This window comes from Vibrio sp. JZG120 (assembly GCF_053890955.1).
Genome location: NZ_JBSRRK010000001.1, coordinates 146,138 through 164,327, shown reverse-complemented (window position 1 = coordinate 164,327; position 18,190 = coordinate 146,138). Strand labels below are relative to the sequence as shown.

Below are 18,190 nucleotides of genomic sequence, written 5' to 3'. Positions count from 1 at the left end.
AAATGAAACTAAAAAGAACCCTTATCTCTACCGCTATTCTCGCTGCCATGTTTGGTCTTGCTGGTTGTAACAGCGACGACGACAACAGCAAATCTGGTACACCATCCCTCGATACCACACTAACTCAATACGTCAATCCATTGATTGGTACAGGTGCAGATGGTCACACCTTCCCGGGGGCGGTCGTGCCTTACGGTTTGGTACAACTTTCTCCTGATACCGAAATGGAAGGCTGGGGCTCTGCCGCAGGTTACTTCGACCACGGCAAACTGACTGAAATCCCAGTGTATGGCTTCTCCCACACTCACCTTTCTGGCACAGGCATTACCGACCTTGGTGACATCTTAGTTCTGCCTTTTACCAAGAAACAAAACGCCGTTTTCAATACCTTCGATAAAGACAACGAAACTGCAGAAGCGGGCTACTACGCGGTTGAACTGAACAAAGGCGAAATCAAAGCCGAGCTAACTACCACGCAACGTGTTGGCTTCCACCGCTACACCTTCAAAGAAGGCACTACGCCACACATCAAGTTCGATTTAGACCATACCCTCAACAAAGGTCACTTCAACAACCGCACCATGAAGGGTGACTTAGAGTTTGTCGACGCTTACACCATACGCGGTTTACGTAGCTCGAACGGTTGGGCGAACAACCAGCACGTTTACTTCTACGCCACTTTCAACCAACCTATCGTCAAAGCCATCGCTTTGGTTGACGGCGCAGAAACGGAAATCGATGTAAACAACGACAACATCGACGTAGTGAAAACCATCGCTTACCTAGAATTCGCACCATCATCAACACCGCTAGAAATCCAAGTAGGCTTGTCACCAACAGGCACAGAAGGTGCGGAGAAGAACTTAGAAGCAGAAGCGAAAGGTGTGTCATTTGATACTGCGCGCGCTCAAGCCAACGACGCATGGCACCAAGAGCTTAGCCGCATGATGGTATCTGGCGGCACGGAAGATCAGAAAGAGATCTTCTACACCGCGCTTTACCACGCTTCTATCGCGCCAATGATTTTCCAAGATGTCGACGGTCAATACCCTGCGATGCGTACTCGCATTCAAAAAGACGCGGGTGACACACCAAACTACTCCGTGTACTCCATGTGGGATACTTTCCGTGCAGCGCACCCACTGAAAACCATCATCGATCCGGAACGTGCCGAAGAGTTTGCCAACGACCTGATTCGTAAATACGAAGACGGTGGCATCTTGCCGAAATGGGAACTGCACAGCCATTACACGGGCACGATGATCGGCTTCCCTGCGGTTTCTATCATTGCTGACGCGATGGCGAAAGGCTTAGACATCGACCCACAACTGGCCAAAGAAGCGGCTGAGTTTACGGTGCGTTACCACGAGGCATCTGAATTCCCAGATTGGACGGAAGACAACAACATCGGCGCAGCAAACGTTGTGCAAGTGAAGGTGTACGAAGAAAACGGCTTTGTTCATCACGGTTACTGGAACAGTGCGTCTTACACGCTTGAGTTTGCATATGGCGACTGGGCAATGGCAGAAATCGCGCGCATGGCTGGCGATGTAAAACTGCAAGAAGAGTTTATGACTCGTGCCGACAACTGGCTTAACCATTGGGATGCAGAGACAGGCTTCTTACGTCCGAAAAACCACCCGCTAAGCTCATCACCAAACAAACCACCTTTGGAGTTCAACCAACCGATTGATGAAGATCGTTTGGATGAGTGTGAAATGGTTGAGTGGCCAGAAGGCTCAGGTGTGATGAAAGAGAAATGTCCGCTGCTACCATTCGACCCTTACTACGTGGACGAGTTTGCCTACACCGAAGGGAACGCGTGGCAATGGAAGTTCCAACCAATGCACGATTTCAACCGCCTGAAACAAGAAATCTACCAAGCCGACTTGGCGCAAGGCAAAGACACCACGCCAGAGAAAGCGTTCCGTGAAGATTTGGACGAGCTATTTAATGCACGTTCTTCAAACACAGGCGAAGAGCTACCAGACCTAACGGGTTACATCGGTCAGTACATGCACGGTAACGAGCCATCGCACCACATTCCTTACCTATACGCGCTAACGGATGAGCCATGGAAAGCGCAAGAGTACCTAGACCGCATCATGTCAGAGATGTACACCAGCGAGCCAACTGGCTTGATTGGTAACGAAGACGTAGGTCAGATGAGCTCTTGGTACTTGATGTCGGCAATGGGCTTCTACCAAGTGACGCCTGCGGATCCGGTTTACACCATCGGTCGCCCTATGTTTGATGAAATCACCATTCCAGTGGAAGGCGGCGAGTTCACAGTCATCGCAGACAACAACAGCCCACACAACAAGTACGTGAAGTCCGTAACCATCAACGGCAAACCGCTGGATGCCAACTTCACCTTCAAACACAGCGAAATCAAAGCGGGCGGCGAGCTTCACTTCGTCATGACGGGTGACAAGCAAGAAGCGCTTCAAGCCCAGTAACGTTTTATGTAATTCGTGTTTAAAGAATAAGCAGATAGATTAACTCAGTGGCAGGAAGTGATGCGCTTCCTGCCTAAGGAATCAAGATTATGAACTTTACGAAAACCGCTATCGCCACCGCAGTAATTGCAAGTGTTATTGGTTTGGCTGGCTGCAACGATGACGACGATAACACCTCACCAAGCGTCGATACTTCCAACCTAAAATACGTCGACCCATTCATTGGTACCGGCTTTAACGGACACACCTTCCCGGGTCCTGTTGTGCCAGAAGGCATGGTGCAACTTTCTCCAGATACCGAGCTGATCGGCTGGCACTCTTCATCAGGTTACCACTTTGATAAAAAGACCCTATTTGGCTTCTCCCACACTCACCTATCTGGCACGGGTATGGGCGGCTTAGGTGACATTCTGTTCCTGCCGTTTACCGAAGATAAAGCTAAATACATCGAAGACAGCGACGACTACCGCGAAGCAATTTCGGTCAAGATGGACAAAACCTCAGAAGTGGCAGAAGCGGGTTACTACTCGGTGAAAATTGCAGAGAACGGTATCAAAGCTGAGCTTACGGCTTCTGAACGTGTCGGCTTCCATCGTTACACCTACCCGCAAGGTCAACCACAACGTTTGAAGATTGACCTCAACTCCATCCTTAACAGTGACTGGGGTTCGACCTCTCTGCGCAACAAACTAACGGTGAGCGAAGATGGCCATACCATCACGGGCGAGCGCGATGCAGCGCACTTCTCTGGCTGGGCGAAAAACCAAAAAATCTTCTTCTATGCGACTTTCGATAAGAAGATCAAAGACGTCTACATCCTTGCCAATGGTGAGCCTGTTGACGGCCTAACGGCAGAGCACGTTTCTGAATTGATTTACGATGATGAAGGCAATGCTATCAAACGTGTCAAAGCGGACGTCACTGCCTACATCGAATTTGAAGATGAAGGCTCACAAGAGTTGAATGCGCAAGTGGCGTTATCTGCGGTTGACCCACAAGGCGCAGAAAACAACTACGATGCCGAAGCGAATGTCTCTTTCGATACTGCGCGCAACAACGCACGTGAGAAATGGGCAAAAGCGCTCAACTTCTCTATCGAAGGGGGCACAGAAGATCAGAAAGAGATCTTCTACACCGCGCTTTACCACACAAAAATTGCGCCGATGGTGCACCAAGACGTAGATGGTCGATTCCGAGGCATGGGCAAAGGCTCAATTCGTGAAGGCGAAGGGGAATACTCCATCGCTTATGGTCAAGCAACGGAAGAACAACCAAACTTCTCGGTTTACTCTCTATGGGATACCCAACGTGCATTACACCCACTAAAAACCATCACAGAGCCAACCCGCGCGGTGCAATACGCGAAGAACCTAGTTCAGAAGTACACTGAAAGCGGCTTGCTGCCGAAATGGGAGCACTTAGGTGACGAAACAGGCACCATGGTCGGCTATCCAGCGGTAGCAGTGATTGCGGATGCGATCACCAAATTCCCAGAAGAGTTTACTCAACAAGAGAAAGACCTAGCGCTGAAAGCCGCGATCGACTCTTCGACTTACGACAACTACCCGGCGCTGCAAGCCGATTGGGATCAAGGCGTCTTGGAGCGCACTTTAACCAAGCACATCGATTACATTGAGAAAAACGGCTTCACGCCTGCTATCCAACGTGTCGATGGTGAGCCAGTATTTGAAGACTACACGGTTGAGTCTGTTTCTTACGGTCTGGAAAACGCATTCTACGATTGGGCTATCGCGCAAATCGCCAAAGCAGCCGGTGATACTAAAGCGGAAGAGCAATACCTTGAACGCTCAAAAGGCTACAAAAAATACTTCGATTACAACCCAACAGAATACGCAGAACATGGCGTGACGGGCTTTATGCGCCCAGTGATGATTGATGAAACCTTCATGACGCCATTCGACCCATACGGCACAGAACACGAGACAGGCAACTACACCGAAGGTAACGCGTGGCAGTGGACTTGGTTTGTACCGCATGACATCGCGGGCTTAAAAACCATCATGGGTGGCGATGCTGAGTTCCAGAAAAACCTAGAAGCAACCTTCACCGCAGAAAGCCAAGGCACTGAAACACCGGATATGTCTGGTTTGATTGGTCAAGTTGCGTTTGGTAACGAGCCTTCACACCATATTCCTTACCTATTCAACTGGACCGCAGAACCATGGAAGACGCAACAAGTCGTCGACCACATTCTTGATGACATGTATTTCGCTGCCCCAGAAGGCGTAGTTGGTAACGAAGACGTGGGCGCCATGTCCGCTTGGTATGTGATGTCTGCATTAGGCTTCTACCAAGTGAACGCAGCAGAACCTATTTACACTGTGGGTCGTCCGCTATTTGACAAAGCAGTGATTCCGGTGAAAGGCGGCACGTTCACCATCACCACAGAGAACAACGCCGATGACAACATGTACATCAAGTCTGTCACCATCAATGGCAAAGCTTTGGATAACGGTTTCTTCTTCGACCATTCCGAGTTCAAACCGGATGGTGAGTTGCACTTCGTGATGACGGGCGATCAATCAGAAGCGATGAAAGCGCCTCAATAAGCTTCACTTGAAATGTGTTCCTCAGGCCAAATCAGTCTGAGGAACACAAGCTCAAATCAATCCCTTCCACTAATGACAATGTCATTTCTGCCGCCGATATTTCCTTACAACCCGACGAGTTTTGTCCGCACCACAACGGTGTGAATTCATCTCGGTTTTGCTTTTCCATAAGCGCTCTTAGTTGAGCCATTTCAATGGAGGCGTATGGGAATTTCGGCGCAGACTCACAGATGTAGCCTAGCTCCGACATCGCTCGATTCACAATGCCTCGTGCTGGCCTGCCCGAGAAAACATTAGTCACCGCCGTATGCTGCGCGCGCTCACTGGCAATCGCATATCGATGTAAAGACGAGGTTTTTGCCTCATCACACAACAAATAGGCGCTGCCAACCTGCACGGCACTTGCTCCTAACTTTAGCGCGGCTTGTACACCGTTTCTATCGGCAATTCCTCCTGCTGCAATAACAGGCAAATTCACCCGTTTGGCGATTTGTGGTAATAACGCCATCAGACTTAATTGAGTAGTTAAATCATCCGATAAAAACATGCCTCGGTGTCCACCAGCCTCCAAGCCTTGAGCAATAATGCCGTCAACGCCTTTTGCTTCCAGCCACAGTGCTTCATCCACCGTGGTTGCTGTCGAAAGGATCTTCCCTCCCCAGCCTCTAATTCGCGCTAACAAGTCATCGGTTGGCAAACCAAAGTGGAAACTGATCACTGGCGGTGCAAATGGTTCAATCGCGTCAGCAATATCATGATTGAAAGGCATCCTTGTCGGAGCGTTTGGCTGAGCCTGAACGGTTGCATCAACCTCGGAAAAATACGGTTGGAGCGTTTTTTGCCACTTTTCGTGCTTGTTGGCGTCATACTCCGGCATTTCATGGCAAAAAAAGTTGAGGTTAAACGTTCTTTTGGTTGCTTGTTTGATAAGTTGAAGTTCTTTTACGATGGCGTCTTTGTTCAGCATTCCACAAGGTAACGAGCCAAGTCCGCCAACATTACTGACGGCTATGGTCATTTTGCTGTCTTGCACACCGGCCATTGGCGCTTGAATAATCGGTAACTCTGTTCCCAAAAGTGTATTAAATACCTTATTTATCATGACCTTTCCTTGAAAACTTAACCTTTACCTGTGATGGATCTGCGCCATCGTTATCCAGACTAGACTTTCACATGATTAACCACTTATAAAGTTAAAGTGATGCATTTGTGCGCTATGCACTTTTGATAGAAATGACAAAGGGAGCCTATGGCTCCCTTAATATGCTGAATAACAAGAATCAAAGTGACTATCGTACGACATCTGATTCAAGCTCTAGCTCTGCTACAGACAGCATGGCAAACTCTTCCTCGGCGGTTGCTGCCACCAGTTTGTTGCGGCTGTATAAACCATAATAAACACCACCGATAAGAAACAATCCCATTGTCATGAAGAAGGCTGAGGGATCAAAAGCATAAACACCTGTCATTGCGATCAAAGAAAGCACCAGAGAAATACTCGAAGTGATTACCCCGCCAGGCGTTTTATATGGGCGAGCTAACTCCGGCTGTTTAATTCGCAATAAAATATGGCTCAAGGACATTAATGCGTACGATACCGTCGCACCGACAACAGCCATCGCCAAGATTAAGTCCCCCTCCCCCGTAAGAGAAACCAAGAACCCAAAAACGCCCGGAACCAAAAGCGCACGAGAAGGCACTTTTTTGTCACTGGTTAATGACAAAGTTTGCGGCAAATAACCCGCGCGGGAAAGCGCAAACACCAAGCGACTGTAACCATAAATGATAGAGAAGAAAGAAGCGATAAGACCAGCCAATCCAAGTAAGTTCACGGCCATTGCTATCGTTGAATTGCCTGTAAGCTTCAGCGCGTCAACTAATGGCACCGCGCTATCGCCTATGACCTTTGAACCAACCGCACCAGCCAAAAGAACGACTACTAGAGTTGCGGTTAGTAATAAAAACAACATCGCACCAATGATGCCTTTTGGAACATCTTTTGCCGGATTTTTTGCTTCCTCTGCAGCTAAAGGTACACCTTCAACCGCAAGAAACAACCACATTGCAAATGGCAACGCCGCCCATACGCCATACCACCCAAACGGCAAGATTTCTGTTGCCTGAGCCGTCACCGGAGCAATATCGAATAAGTTGTTCACATCAAAGTGACCAATAAGCACAGCAGCAGTGATTAGAATAGCTAGCACAGCCAAACCGCTGATGACCATCATTACTTTGAGAGCTTCGCCAACCCCTGCCATGTGAATAGCGATAAAGACGGCGTAGAAAAGTGCGTAAACAACAGGGCCATCGATACCAACCAATTCATTCACTGCTGAGCCAATAAAAATTACTATCGCAGCAGGTGCGAGCGCATATTCAATCAAAACTGATAAGCCCGTGAAAAAGCCACCTGTCGGCCCCATCGCCTGTCTTGCGAAGCTGTAACCGCCACCCGCAGCAGGAATAGCCGCAGACATTTCAGCTAAAGACAATACTAGCGTGAAATACATTACTGCCATCGCGATAGCAGCAATAAGAAAGCCTCCCCATCCTGCTTGAGCGATGCCAAAGTTCCAACCGGCAAAGTCACCAGATATAACATACGAGACACCTAAGCCAGCAAGTAAAATCCAACCTGCGGTGCCTCTTTTTAGCTGCCTTTTGGCCAAGTACTCCTGATGTTTAGACATAGTAAATCCTTCTACTTTGATAAAATTAAAAAGTTGTCGCTGTGTTTATCTTCAACGCTTGCGCCTCTTGGCTCATTGATGTCGGAGCGATCTTTCAGGTTCACTCCTGACAGTTGTAATTTTCGAGCCTCCTTGAGCAAGTAAAATGCGCGTTCACAGGCATCGTCATAATTGAGCCCCTGAGGGCGCACATTGGAAATGCAGTTTCTTTGGGAATCTTTAGAGCCTCGTTTAGCCCCCCAAGTGAGATACATACCCATGCTATCCGGAGAAGTTAAACCTGGCCTCTCTCCAATTAAAACCAGCACGGCCTTAGCGTTAAAACATTCACCAACATCATCCCCTACCGCCACTCTTCCTTGCTTTACGATTGTGATAGGTGCGAATTTCCATTGATGTTCATCATCAGCGCTTAAAAGAGAAATCAATCGAGTAACAACAGGCATTGCATGGTTTTGAATTGCGACGGAAGAAAGTCCATCAGCAATAACAATCGCAAGATCAATGTCAGTGTTATGCTCATTTGCTATCGAGTTGAGCGTTTGCCAAGAAGATTCATCGAGCTGCCTTCCTAAATCGGGCCTTTGCAGGTACATAAGCCGATCACTCACTTGGCTGCTCACTACCACTGGAGGCTCTATGGTATTTTCAAGAATCGAGTAAGAGTCCGACAAACCAGCAACGAGAGACTCAATATTCAAACTGCAATGCACTGCATCCATAGCTTGGGCATGATCCAGCTGAAATGAGAGTAACTCGTTGGTTGGTACACTGTTCCCGCTACGACCCAGAGCGATCCGAGCAGAGGTGAAGTCGCGTAACTTGCCCCAAGGGTTGTGTGTGACAACTTCAGACTCATCTTGTGGGGACTGAGCAATGGTGATTACTTTACCCATGAGAACACCCCTTATTCAGTTGGTTAATTGCTCCCGAAAACGAGCGAGAGATTTGCTCACTTAACCGAACGTCTTGCACGCTCTCGAAAATTTGCATCTCCATTAACCATTTTTCAAACTCTGGAGCTGGCTTCAGACCGAGTACTTTTCTTGCGTAAAGGGCATCGTGAAATGAGGTAGTTTGATAGTTGAGCATGATGTCATCAGACCCTGGAATACCCATGATGAAAGAGCACTCGGCCACACCTAACAGTGTCAGCAAATTATCCATGTCATTCTGATCGGCATAGGCATGATTGGTGTAACAGATGTCGCAACCCATAGGTAAACCAAGCAGCTTCCCACAGAAATGATCTTCAAGCCCAGCACGAATGATCTGTTTGCCATCAAACAGGTACTCTGGGCCAATGAACCCAACGACTGTATTGACCAACAAAGGATCGAACTGTTTCGCGACAGCATAAGCACGAGCTTCGCAAGTCTGTTGATCGACCCCATGAAATGCATTCGCAGACAACGCTGTACCTTGTCCGGTTTCAAAATACATCACATTGTTTCCTACACTACCTCGATTCAAAGACAACGCGGCTTCATGGGCCTCTTTCAAAATTGATAGGTCTATTCCGAAGGTATCGTTCGTTCCTTGCGTGCCGCCTATCGACTGAAAAACGAGATCGACTGGTGCACCCATTTCAATGGCTTCGATCGTGTTCGTTACATGAGTTAACACACAAGACTGAGTCGGTATTTGATAGTGTTGAATCACCTCATCCATTAAGTTCATTAACTTGATAGCTTGAGGCACATTATCTGTTGCCGGATTGATACCGATAACCGCATCGCCATTTCCGTACATCAGACCATCAAAAATGGTCGCTGCGATACCGTTGAGAGAATCAGTGGGGTGATTCGGCTGTAAGCGAGTAGACAGGCGACTCGGCAAACCAATCGTATTCCGAAAAGCCGTGACAACTTGGCATTTTTTAGCAACGAGAATCAAATCCTGGTTGCGCATAATCTTACTGACTGCGGCCACCATTTCTGGTGTTAAACCTTGACGAATTTTAGCCAACGTTTCACCATCGGCTTCTTCACTCAGCAGCCAATTTCGAAAATCTCCGACCGTCAAGTGCTCAATCGGTTTAAAGGCTTCAAGGTCATGCGTATCGATAATTAGGCGAGTGATATCGTCGCTTTCGTATGGAATAACCGCCTCGTTAAGAAACGTTTTAAGTGGTAACTCAGACAGCGCCATTTGTGCGACTACACGTTCTGCCGCTGACTGAGCACAAACCCCAGCTAATGCATCGCCTGATCGCTCCGGTGTCGCTTTCGCCATCAAGTCAGCTAATGACTTAAAGGTATAGACTTTACTTCCTTGTTGCCGACGATAAGTTGCCGTCATTGCTCTTCCTCTTCACTATTTGGTTCGCTTTTTGCTGAACTATCAATAAGCTTTAAGAAAGTATTGCCAAATGTGTTCCGTAGCGTTATCAAAAACTGGCAACATTTATAAAACACTAATAAACAATGAGTTACATAAAAACTGCTCCAACATGACTCACAAAAAAGGAATGAGCATCACAAGGATGAGTGACCAAACACCCCAAACCGCACCAATGCTGTGCATCCATCACACAAAGGATGCAAACCAACAAGCTGCAAGCCTAATAAACTGGCAACAGGAATACGATCAACTCAGCGATGGCCGATTTTTAGGTCAAATTCGAGAACGACGATTTCCCAATTTCCATGTATTTCTTGAAGACAGTAACCGCTCACTAAGACAGCAATGCCGGGTTGAAGAGGGAGGAATTTGGTTGGGCTTGAGTGCGGAAAATAAGCCGCTACACCTAAATCACAGTCAGTTTAATGCAAGCCAGCTTTTGCTTAGACAAGGTGGCGCTGATTTTGAGTTAATGACACCGGAGCAGTTTTCTATCTATGGAATAGTACTCGACAGAAAACTGGTTCAAATCATAGAAAAACAGCTTGAGTTAGACGGTATCGGCTGCAACACACCGCACTTAGCGGGACCAACAGAAAAGCACATTCAACAACTTAAATTCTACTTGGGTATTTTGCTCGGTACCACTGAGTCGCGATGGTCTGACAGCACACATCAGGTGGTTTTAAAAGACATCGTACTCGAACTGTTCTCAATCAGTTCACCAAACTCAATCCACCCGATATCAATCTCTCATCGTCAGCATGTGATGCACCGCATAAAGCAACAGCTACACGACTTAGACTACCGAACTCCGATCACCGTCAGTGAACTGTGTGACGCTGTGCACGTCAGTCGCCGAACACTGCAGTACACCTTTGAACATTGCTGTAATACTTCGCCAAAGCAATTCATACACCGAATGCGGCTGAATCAAGTACGTAGAGTGCTACAAAGCCCTGAAGATAATCGAACAATTGCAGAAATCGCTTTTGACTTTGGTTTTTTTCATCTCGGGCAGTTCAGTCAAAGCTACAAGCGGCTATTTGGTGAGACGCCAACTGAAACGAGAAAATGGGAGTCCAGCAAATAAAATGACAGGCAGTATATTCTTTCAGCTCCTGCGTTGGGGCTATTTTATGTAGTCGCAATGATTTTCTGAAACTTAGCATGAAGGTCTTCAAGTGCCGCTTCAACATCCGGTTCTGCACGGCTCAAATGTGCGATTAGCGTCATGAAGTAGCAGTCAAAAATCAACGGCATCTTGTCTTCAAGAACAGAGCTTCCGCTTGAAGATTCAAACAAAGCTTGGTTAAACGACTGGTAATAATCCAAATCCCAAATCACCTCTTTCAACAAGGCTCGGCTCAGCTCGACGTTCGCAAAATAGTAGCGATAGTATTTATCCGTCAGCGCCAAACCAATGTCGATATCTGTCTTACCTTCCACACTGACTAGCGTTTCTTGGCTGATCTGTTGCAGTTGCGCCAGCATCCCTTCGCGCAAAATCGACAGTTTAGTCGGGAAGTGGCTGAACACCGTACCATCGGCGACTCCTGCTTCTCTCGCAATCTGCCTTGTGGTCGTCATGTCATAGCCATTCTGAGCAAAAGATGCCCACGCGGCTTTTAGGATTTTGTCTCTGGTTTGTTGTCGCTTCGTCATTGATGTATCTGCTTAATGAGCCTGAAAGGATCATACCTTGAGCGGCTGACATTGACAAATTGAGCACGCTCAATTATAAAAATGAGCACGCTCAATTTTATATAAAAACAAAAGGAATCGCTCATGTACGTATTAAACAAACTAGGTCAAGGATTGATTTTCTTGCCGACCATATTCTGCTTTTCTTATATTTTAAGACCCATATTGATGGTGATTCTCATCCCAGGTGGACTCGCACTTTTGGCGTTAATCGGTGGGGCAGAAGTCCGGGCGGAACTCAAAGCCATGCTGCTTGAGGAGCTTTTTGGGGTCAGTCCATCGCACACCACCTCGAAAAAGGCGTGAGTGCGCGAGAAACGTTGGCAAGGTTAAGCAAAAAACAAAACGCGCAGGTATCGAGATATCAATACCTGCGCGATATAGATGTTCTGAAAAGAGGACTGGCGTTAGTCAGTATTCATGTTCTGACCGATTCGCCATAAAACGCCACTAGGGTCAAACAAACAACATTCGCGCATGCCCCAAGGTTGCTCGACCAGCTCAGTCAAACGCGAGCCAAATTCCTCATGGCCCACTTTGGATAAGTGCTGATGCCAGCTTTCTGCGTCTTCTACAAGCAAGTGCATCATGAAGTTGTTGCCGTGTTCTGGCTCATAAAAATTCTGTAAAAGAAACGCGCAACTACCTTGAGAGAAGTACGCCACATCACCGAAGTCTGACGCCATATCACCGAAGTCTGACGCCATATCAAAGCCTATCGCCTCATAAAAACGTTTTGAGAGCGCGTAATCTTTCGCTGGAACAAATGATTTGATTTCAACAATATTGAGGTTTTCCATTTCCAATTTCCTAAGCCCTTTTCCATCAAACTGACTGACGTAATCACGCTCTACGCCTTCTGTTCGCCTTGCGTATTTTGCTGCGATGGCAGTGTTACACACTCTACCATTTGCGTTTGTAACCACGTGATGAATTTATGTTCGAGTTCTGTACGCTTTTTATCTTGGCTCAATAAAACATAATTGCAACCTGATAGCACAAAAACAAATGGCGTGACCAAATTACCGCGCTTAATATCTTCTATAACAAAAGGATACGATCCCATCGCCGCGCCTAAGCCATCCACCGATGGCTTGTATGCAAAAATAAAAATGCGCAAATGATTGCTGAGTGTTGCCGTTGAAGGTTTCACAACGTGTTGATTGCTGCCAATCCGCCCAATCATGTGGGGCGGGATTGGTCATTTTCGGCGCGATGCTGGGCTTAAAGACTTAATGCGCTTGCGATCAGGTTTCGACCATAAAAAATGCGGCTACTAGAGCCGCATTACAATCCACAAACCTTAGGTCTGATAAGTGAAACGTTTATTGAGTGATAACGGTGAGCTTATCCCAATCAATCGTGAAGCGAATTTGTGCCTCAGTGTAGTGGCTAGTTGTACCTTGATCGTACCAGTTACACGCATTGCGAGAGAAACCTTCTTCAACTTCTTTCATGCCCGCTCGTGCGATCATCTCCGTTTTTGGCTCTTCTCCGCGCTCAAATTCTGGTGTGAACACGTACTGAAATTTCGGTTTGAAACCGTAGATCAAACGCGGCAAGTTCTCTTCTGGTAATAGGTTCTCGTTTGAACAACCTGTGTAGTGGTAAACGCCCGCCCATTTACCGTAGTACTGGTAATCGTTGGTGTAAATTTGGCTAAGAGAGGTGGTCCACTTAACGCCCATACCGCGTTCCATGGAAGCTTTTGGTTTGGCTGCGGTGACGTAATCCTTACTTGAGTAGCGAGACGTATAAGCCACACCCAGGTCGGTCGTCAACGAGCCAGAAAAACTTGGTGCTGAGCCCGGTGTTGCAGTCGCGGTTAAGCCGATAGACGGAGCAACCGTGGTTGTCGATACGGAAACATCATTGGCTTCGTTTTGCGGTGAGTAATCCTCACTAAATACCGGCGTGCCACCAGCTTGATAGATACTGTAGTCGAACGCGACTGGGTAGTTTTGAGTAAAACGGTCCACAATCGCAGCATCGTAAGTGTGTTTTACACCCGGATTACCTGGTACATAACCATTCCCTAGAGTGATCACGCGAGCCGCTTTTTTGTCGTTCTTTGAATTATGGAATAACTCAACCAGTAACTTCATTTGCACACGGCTACCACGAAACGCGTACGGGAAAAGCTCAGGCTCGCTTTGCATCACGACCTCATAGCTTTTCTTCACGTAACCTTCTAGCGCGATGTCATCAATCAAGACACTTTCTACAACCTTGTTATCAGAAGCAGCGGCAGTAGCGGAAATCCCTAACATTAAGGGAAGCAGTATTTTCTTATTCATTATTTTATTACCTTACTTGGGAACAGTCCCAATTTAAGCTAACACATTGAACAAGTAGCAACAATCAAACGAAAACGATTCACATTATCAATAATTTGACCTACACCCAGAAATGAAAAAAAAACAGCCAACTTACGTTGGCTGTTTCGATGCAGTTAATGAATGACCCGAGCATCCCCTTTAAGTAACTGAGACAGATCGATAGTGAATATCGTCACTGTCGGACGTTTAGGCAGAGCATTTTCGAGCGAAAACTCTGGCCCAGCTGGAACGAGGGGGAAGTGAATAGCAGTCGGCCACGTTGACGAAGCTTCATTACCGCCCGGCTCAGATATTGAGAAAGAAAACGCAGGTAAACGGGTCATAACACTTACCTCAAATGACTGATTCGCGGGCTCAAGCGAGCCCGCTTAGGTTTTGCAATGTTATTGTTGTTTTAACGCCTACTTAATCACTAACGATTGATAACGTTAGATATCAAGTTCTTTGTCTTCAACGTGGTTGGTGATCATCGCTTCAGTCGTGATCATCAAGCCAGCAACAGACGCCGCGAATTGAAGCGCTGAGCGTGTTACTTTCGCAGGATCCAAGATACCCATTTCGATCATGTTGCCGTATTCACCTGTCGCAGCGTTGTAACCGTAATCGGCATCACCCGCTTTGACAGCATTCGCTACGACTGAAGCTTCGTCACCTGCGTTAGTTGCGATTTGACGGAGAGGCTCTTCCATCGCACGTAGCGCAACTCGGATACCCACGTTTTGGTCATCGTTGTCACCTTTTAGATCCGCTAATTCTTTCGCGATCTTAGTTAGGGCAACACCACCACCAGCAACAATACCTTCTTCAACCGCTGCGCGAGTAGCGTGTAGCGCATCGTCCACGCGGTCTTTCTTCTCTTTCATCTCAACTTCGGTTGCAGCGCCGATCTTGATCACCGCTACGCCGCCAGAAAGCTTCGCAACACGTTGTTGAAGCTTGTCTTTATCGTATTGAGAAGTGGTTGTTTCGATTTGTTTTTCAATCGAAGCCACACGATCAGCAATCGCGCTTGCTTCTGCTGCGCCACCCACGATGGTTGTTGTGTCTTTGGTGATGGTCACTTTCTTCGCACTACCTAGTTGCTCTAGCGTTGCCTTTTCAAGCTCTAGGCCGATTTCTTCAGAGATGACCGTACCTGCGGTTAGTACCGCAATGTCTTCCATCATCGCTTTACGGTTGTCACCAAAACCAGGTGCTTTCACCGCCGTCGCACGCACGATGCCACGCATGTTGTTCACAACCAATGTCGCTAGCGCTTCACCTTCGATGTCTTCAGCAATGATCAATAGCGAGCGAGAAGATTTCGCCACTTCTTCTAGCACTGGCAATAGCTCGCGGATGCTGCTGACTTTTTTGTCCACCAATAGGATGTAAGGGTTGTCTAGCTCTACGCTGCCATTTTCTTGGTTAGTAATGAAGTATGGCGACAAGTAACCGCGGTCGAATTGCATACCTTCAACCACAGACAATTCGTTGTCCAGACCTTGGCCTTCTTCAACCGTAATCACGCCATTGCGACCCACTTTTTCCATCGCTTCTGCAATGATTTCACCGATCGCGCGATCGCTGTTTGCAGAAATGCTACCCACTTGGGTGATGGATTCTTTGTCGCTGCATGGCTTAGACATTTCACGTAGTTTCTCAACCGCCGCTTCAGTAGCTTTGTCGATACCACGTTTTAGGTCCATTGGGTTCATGCCAGAAGCTACCGCTTTAAGACCTTCATTGATGAAAGATTGCGCCAGTACAGTAGCCGTCGTTGTACCGTCACCCGCTTCATCATTCGCTTTGGACGCCACTTGTTTCACCATTTGTGCGCCCATGTTTTCGAACTTGTCTTTCAGTTCGATTTCTTTCGCTACAGACACACCATCTTTGGTAATGGTTGGCGCGCCGTAAGATTTATCAAGCACAACGTTGCGGCCTTTAGGGCCTAGTGTCACTTTTACTGCGTCCGCCAGTAAGTTCACACCTTTCAGCATTTTTTGACGTGCGTCATTAGCAAATAATACGTCTTTTGCAGCCATAATTATCTCCTCAAAAAACTACTACAAAAATAATTACTCAACGATTGCTAACACATCAGATTCGGACAGAATCAAGTATTCTGCGCCGTCAATTTTCTCGGTTTTCACCCCGTAACCGTCATTGAAAATGATTTGGTCGCCCACTTTGACTTCCATCGCAGCGCGTTCGCCATTTTCAAGGCGTTTACCTAAACCAACAGCAATGACTTTCCCGCGGTTTGATTTTTTCACCGACTGAGAAGTTAAAACGATTCCCCCTTCAGATTTATTTTCCACCTCTTGTCTTTCAACAATTAGCTTGTCATTTAAAGGACGAATTTTCATTTTTAAGTGCCTCCTACTTGGAACCAAAAATAAAAGACAGAATAAACATCAAGATGGATTTGCGAGTCGACCGCTCGCTTTCGATGAGAATAATAAGGTCGCAAAATTGGAGTTCAAGAGGTGGATTTCATAAAAATTTTTTATTGAATTGAATAAAATCTTCTATCGAAACTTTTGACATTCACGACCACTTAAAACCTCTTTATGATGGAAAATGTGTTCAATCAAATCTAGAGTGGTTACATACCCTTAAAAAGGATAATCAAACAATGAAAAAGGTCTTATCTCTGTTTCTTGCAACATTGTGCGTTGGCTTGCTTCCTCCCAACGTGGCGGCTTCTGAGCGTGCTGAGCAAGGGTGGCAACTGATTGAGCAAGGCGCAATGATTGTTGATGTACGCACGCCGCAAGAGTTCTCTGAGGGGCATTTAGACAATGCGGTCAATTTCCCTCTATCTGAGCTTGATAAACATTTCCAAGACGTCGATAAAGATCAAGCGATCGTATTGTACTGCCGCAGTGGTAATCGCTCTGGTAAAGCGTATCAATATTTGCAATCGCAAGGGTTCACGAATCTGCACAATGCAGGTGGCTTAGAAGAACTGCAAGACGCCAAATAATCATCTCTGTTCTAATTTCAAAAATAAAAGTGCTGAGGGCGTTGCAGACTTATTGCAACGCCCTCTGTTACTAAATAAATCTCTTCCGCTACTACTCTATTTGGGCCCGGCCTCAAACTGAGTCAGGTTATCCGATATCTCAAGCCACGGCGCTTTGGACGCGACAAAAATATGGAAATTTGGCTTGTGGGATGGTGCATCATCCAAGACACCTAAGCGAATATTGACAATCCCATTGTTCTTTTTCGAATACAGGCTCGACCCGCAATGGCGACAAAAACATAACATGGTATTTTCGCTTTTCTGATAAGTCTGAATATCCTCTTTTCCTTGAACAATTAACAACTTATCCAAAGCGACACCACCTGCAGACGAGTAGTCGGAGCCTGTGAACTTGCGACATTCCGAGCAATGGCAATTTCCCATGTACTTGAATTCATCTGCCACTTCCAATTTCACCTTACCACACAGACATGAGCCTTTGAGTACTTCCATTTGAGTCCCTTTTTGTTATGAATCTAATTGAATTAGACGAATACACCGACACCTTGCCACTGCAATGCGAAAAATTAAAGGCAGGTAATACAGGTTTTCAAAAATGAAACGAAAATGTAAAACACTCTATTCAGAGGAAAGATAGGTGCGCTCATCACATGAGAGCTCAAGCTATTGTCGATACAAAAACACCAAGCAAGACGCTTGGTGTTTTCTTAATATTTTGTCTAACACAGTCATCGCTCTTAATGAGAGACGCCTTGTTGAGAAAGTGTAGTGCTTAGAAAATGCAGTGCTTAGTAAAACTGGTAGCTTCGTTTGCACTCCAGTCACCTTTTGGCTTATCTTTCAAGTTCTCACACCATTGCTCGCTGCCCACACCATCTTGAAGAACACAGTGCTTCGCAAAGTCTACTGCGTTGTCTGCTGTCCATTCTGTTTTTGGCTTATCGCGCATGTCGTTACACCAGCCTTCAGTGCCCACTTCATCACTACAAGCGGTTAAAGCAGAAGCCGCCAACATCAGCATGACTAGTTTTTTCATAAATTTAAGGTTCCAGTTGCAAACAATATTAAAATAAAACTCAATCGCTTCAACAAATGCCCATTCAACGGT

General features: G+C 46.6%; 17 protein-coding genes and 1 pseudogene. 5 read left to right on the top strand and 13 right to left on the bottom strand.

Annotated features, from left to right (window positions below):
• Positions 1–2: 2 nt before the first annotated feature.
• Both ACWPOD_RS00765 and ACWPOD_RS00760 read left to right on the top strand, forming a co-directional pair.
• Entirely contained in the window at positions 3–2,459 is a 2,457-nt protein-coding gene (locus ACWPOD_RS00765; protein WP_456231429.1) for a GH92 family glycosyl hydrolase, read from the top strand.
• Between the two features lie 89 nt (positions 2,460–2,548).
• Positions 2,549–5,029, top strand: a complete 2,481-nt coding sequence (locus tag ACWPOD_RS00760) for a GH92 family glycosyl hydrolase (RefSeq protein ID WP_456231428.1) — start codon at positions 2,549–2,551, stop codon at positions 5,027–5,029.
• A 31-nt stretch (positions 5,030–5,060) separates the two neighbouring features.
• On the opposite strand, the gene ACWPOD_RS00755 is transcribed toward ACWPOD_RS00760, so the two are convergent.
• The 4 genes from ACWPOD_RS00755 to ACWPOD_RS00740 all read right to left on the bottom strand — a co-directional run bounded on the left by ACWPOD_RS00755 (position 5,061) and on the right by ACWPOD_RS00740 (position 10,023).
• Positions 5,061–6,131, bottom strand: a complete 1,071-nt coding sequence (locus tag ACWPOD_RS00755) for an NAD(P)H-dependent flavin oxidoreductase (protein ID WP_456231427.1) — start codon at positions 6,129–6,131, stop codon at positions 5,061–5,063.
• A gap of 187 nt (positions 6,132–6,318) precedes the next feature.
• Positions 6,319–7,722, bottom strand: a complete 1,404-nt coding sequence (eat, locus tag ACWPOD_RS00750) for an ethanolamine permease (protein ID WP_456231426.1) — start codon at positions 7,720–7,722, stop codon at positions 6,319–6,321.
• Positions 7,723–7,733: 11 nt separating this feature from the next.
• Positions 7,734–8,618: an ethanolamine ammonia-lyase subunit EutC gene (gene eutC / locus ACWPOD_RS00745; RefSeq protein WP_456231425.1), complete on the bottom strand. Its 885-nt coding sequence runs from the start codon at positions 8,616–8,618 to the stop codon at positions 7,734–7,736.
• Positions 8,611–10,023 carry an ethanolamine ammonia-lyase subunit EutB gene (locus tag ACWPOD_RS00740; RefSeq protein WP_456231424.1) on the bottom strand — a complete coding sequence of 471 codons (1,413 nt, stop codon included), beginning with the start codon at positions 10,021–10,023 and terminating at the stop codon, positions 8,611–8,613. Before ACWPOD_RS00740 ends, eutC begins: the two co-directional genes overlap by 8 nt.
• Before the next feature lie 184 nt (positions 10,024–10,207).
• On the opposite strand from ACWPOD_RS00740, the gene ACWPOD_RS00735 reads away from it, so the two are divergent.
• Complete coding sequence (locus ACWPOD_RS00735) at positions 10,208–11,158, top strand: helix-turn-helix domain-containing protein (RefSeq protein WP_456231423.1); 951 nt, start codon at positions 10,208–10,210, stop codon at positions 11,156–11,158.
• Positions 11,159–11,202: 44 nt separating this feature from the next.
• Here ACWPOD_RS00735 and ACWPOD_RS00730 read toward each other — a convergent pair whose 3' ends face one another.
• A complete protein-coding gene (locus ACWPOD_RS00730; RefSeq protein WP_046873835.1) occupies positions 11,203–11,730 on the bottom strand; it encodes a TetR/AcrR family transcriptional regulator in 528 nt (175 codons plus the stop codon).
• 123 nt (positions 11,731–11,853) lie between these two features.
• Between ACWPOD_RS00730 and ACWPOD_RS00725 the strand changes: the two genes are divergently transcribed.
• The gene (locus tag ACWPOD_RS00725; protein ID WP_005481464.1) at positions 11,854–12,075 is read left to right on the top strand and encodes a hypothetical protein; all 222 of its coding nucleotides are present in this window, start codon (positions 11,854–11,856) and stop codon (positions 12,073–12,075) included.
• A gap of 101 nt (positions 12,076–12,176) precedes the next feature.
• Here ACWPOD_RS00725 and ACWPOD_RS00720 read toward each other — a convergent pair whose 3' ends face one another.
• From ACWPOD_RS00720 to ACWPOD_RS00695, 6 genes and pseudogenes are all read right to left on the bottom strand, one after another.
• Positions 12,177–12,569: a VOC family protein gene (locus ACWPOD_RS00720; protein WP_456231422.1), complete on the bottom strand. Its 393-nt coding sequence runs from the start codon at positions 12,567–12,569 to the stop codon at positions 12,177–12,179.
• 50 nt (positions 12,570–12,619) lie between these two features.
• A pseudogene (locus ACWPOD_RS00715) lies at positions 12,620–12,959 on the bottom strand (LysR family transcriptional regulator); the annotation flags it as partial.
• 135 nt (positions 12,960–13,094) lie between these two features.
• Entirely contained in the window at positions 13,095–14,066 is a 972-nt protein-coding gene (locus tag ACWPOD_RS00710) for a leukocidin family pore-forming toxin (protein WP_104970249.1), read from the bottom strand.
• Between the two features lie 155 nt (positions 14,067–14,221).
• Entirely contained in the window at positions 14,222–14,431 is a 210-nt protein-coding gene (locus ACWPOD_RS00705; RefSeq protein ID WP_456231421.1) for a hypothetical protein, read from the bottom strand.
• 105 nt (positions 14,432–14,536) lie between these two features.
• Entirely contained in the window at positions 14,537–16,135 is a 1,599-nt protein-coding gene (groL, locus tag ACWPOD_RS00700; RefSeq protein ID WP_005463958.1) for a chaperonin GroEL, read from the bottom strand.
• 33 nt (positions 16,136–16,168) lie between these two features.
• The gene (locus tag ACWPOD_RS00695) at positions 16,169–16,459 is read right to left on the bottom strand and encodes a co-chaperone GroES (protein ID WP_005373989.1); all 291 of its coding nucleotides are present in this window, start codon (positions 16,457–16,459) and stop codon (positions 16,169–16,171) included.
• 269 nt (positions 16,460–16,728) lie between these two features.
• Here ACWPOD_RS00695 and ACWPOD_RS00690 point away from each other — a divergent pair, with 269 nt between their 5' ends.
• The gene (locus ACWPOD_RS00690; protein ID WP_456231420.1) at positions 16,729–17,079 is read left to right on the top strand and encodes a rhodanese-like domain-containing protein; all 351 of its coding nucleotides are present in this window, start codon (positions 16,729–16,731) and stop codon (positions 17,077–17,079) included.
• Between the two features lie 96 nt (positions 17,080–17,175).
• Here ACWPOD_RS00690 and ACWPOD_RS00685 read toward each other — a convergent pair whose 3' ends face one another.
• Both ACWPOD_RS00685 and ACWPOD_RS00680 read right to left on the bottom strand, forming a co-directional pair.
• A complete protein-coding gene (locus tag ACWPOD_RS00685) occupies positions 17,176–17,574 on the bottom strand; it encodes a GFA family protein (protein ID WP_104973401.1) in 399 nt (132 codons plus the stop codon).
• 280 nt (positions 17,575–17,854) lie between these two features.
• Positions 17,855–18,118 (bottom strand): DUF3012 domain-containing protein, encoded by a 264-nt coding sequence (locus tag ACWPOD_RS00680; protein ID WP_005395285.1) that lies wholly within the window; start codon positions 18,116–18,118, stop codon positions 17,855–17,857.
• Between the last annotated feature and the right edge of the window lie 72 nt (positions 18,119–18,190).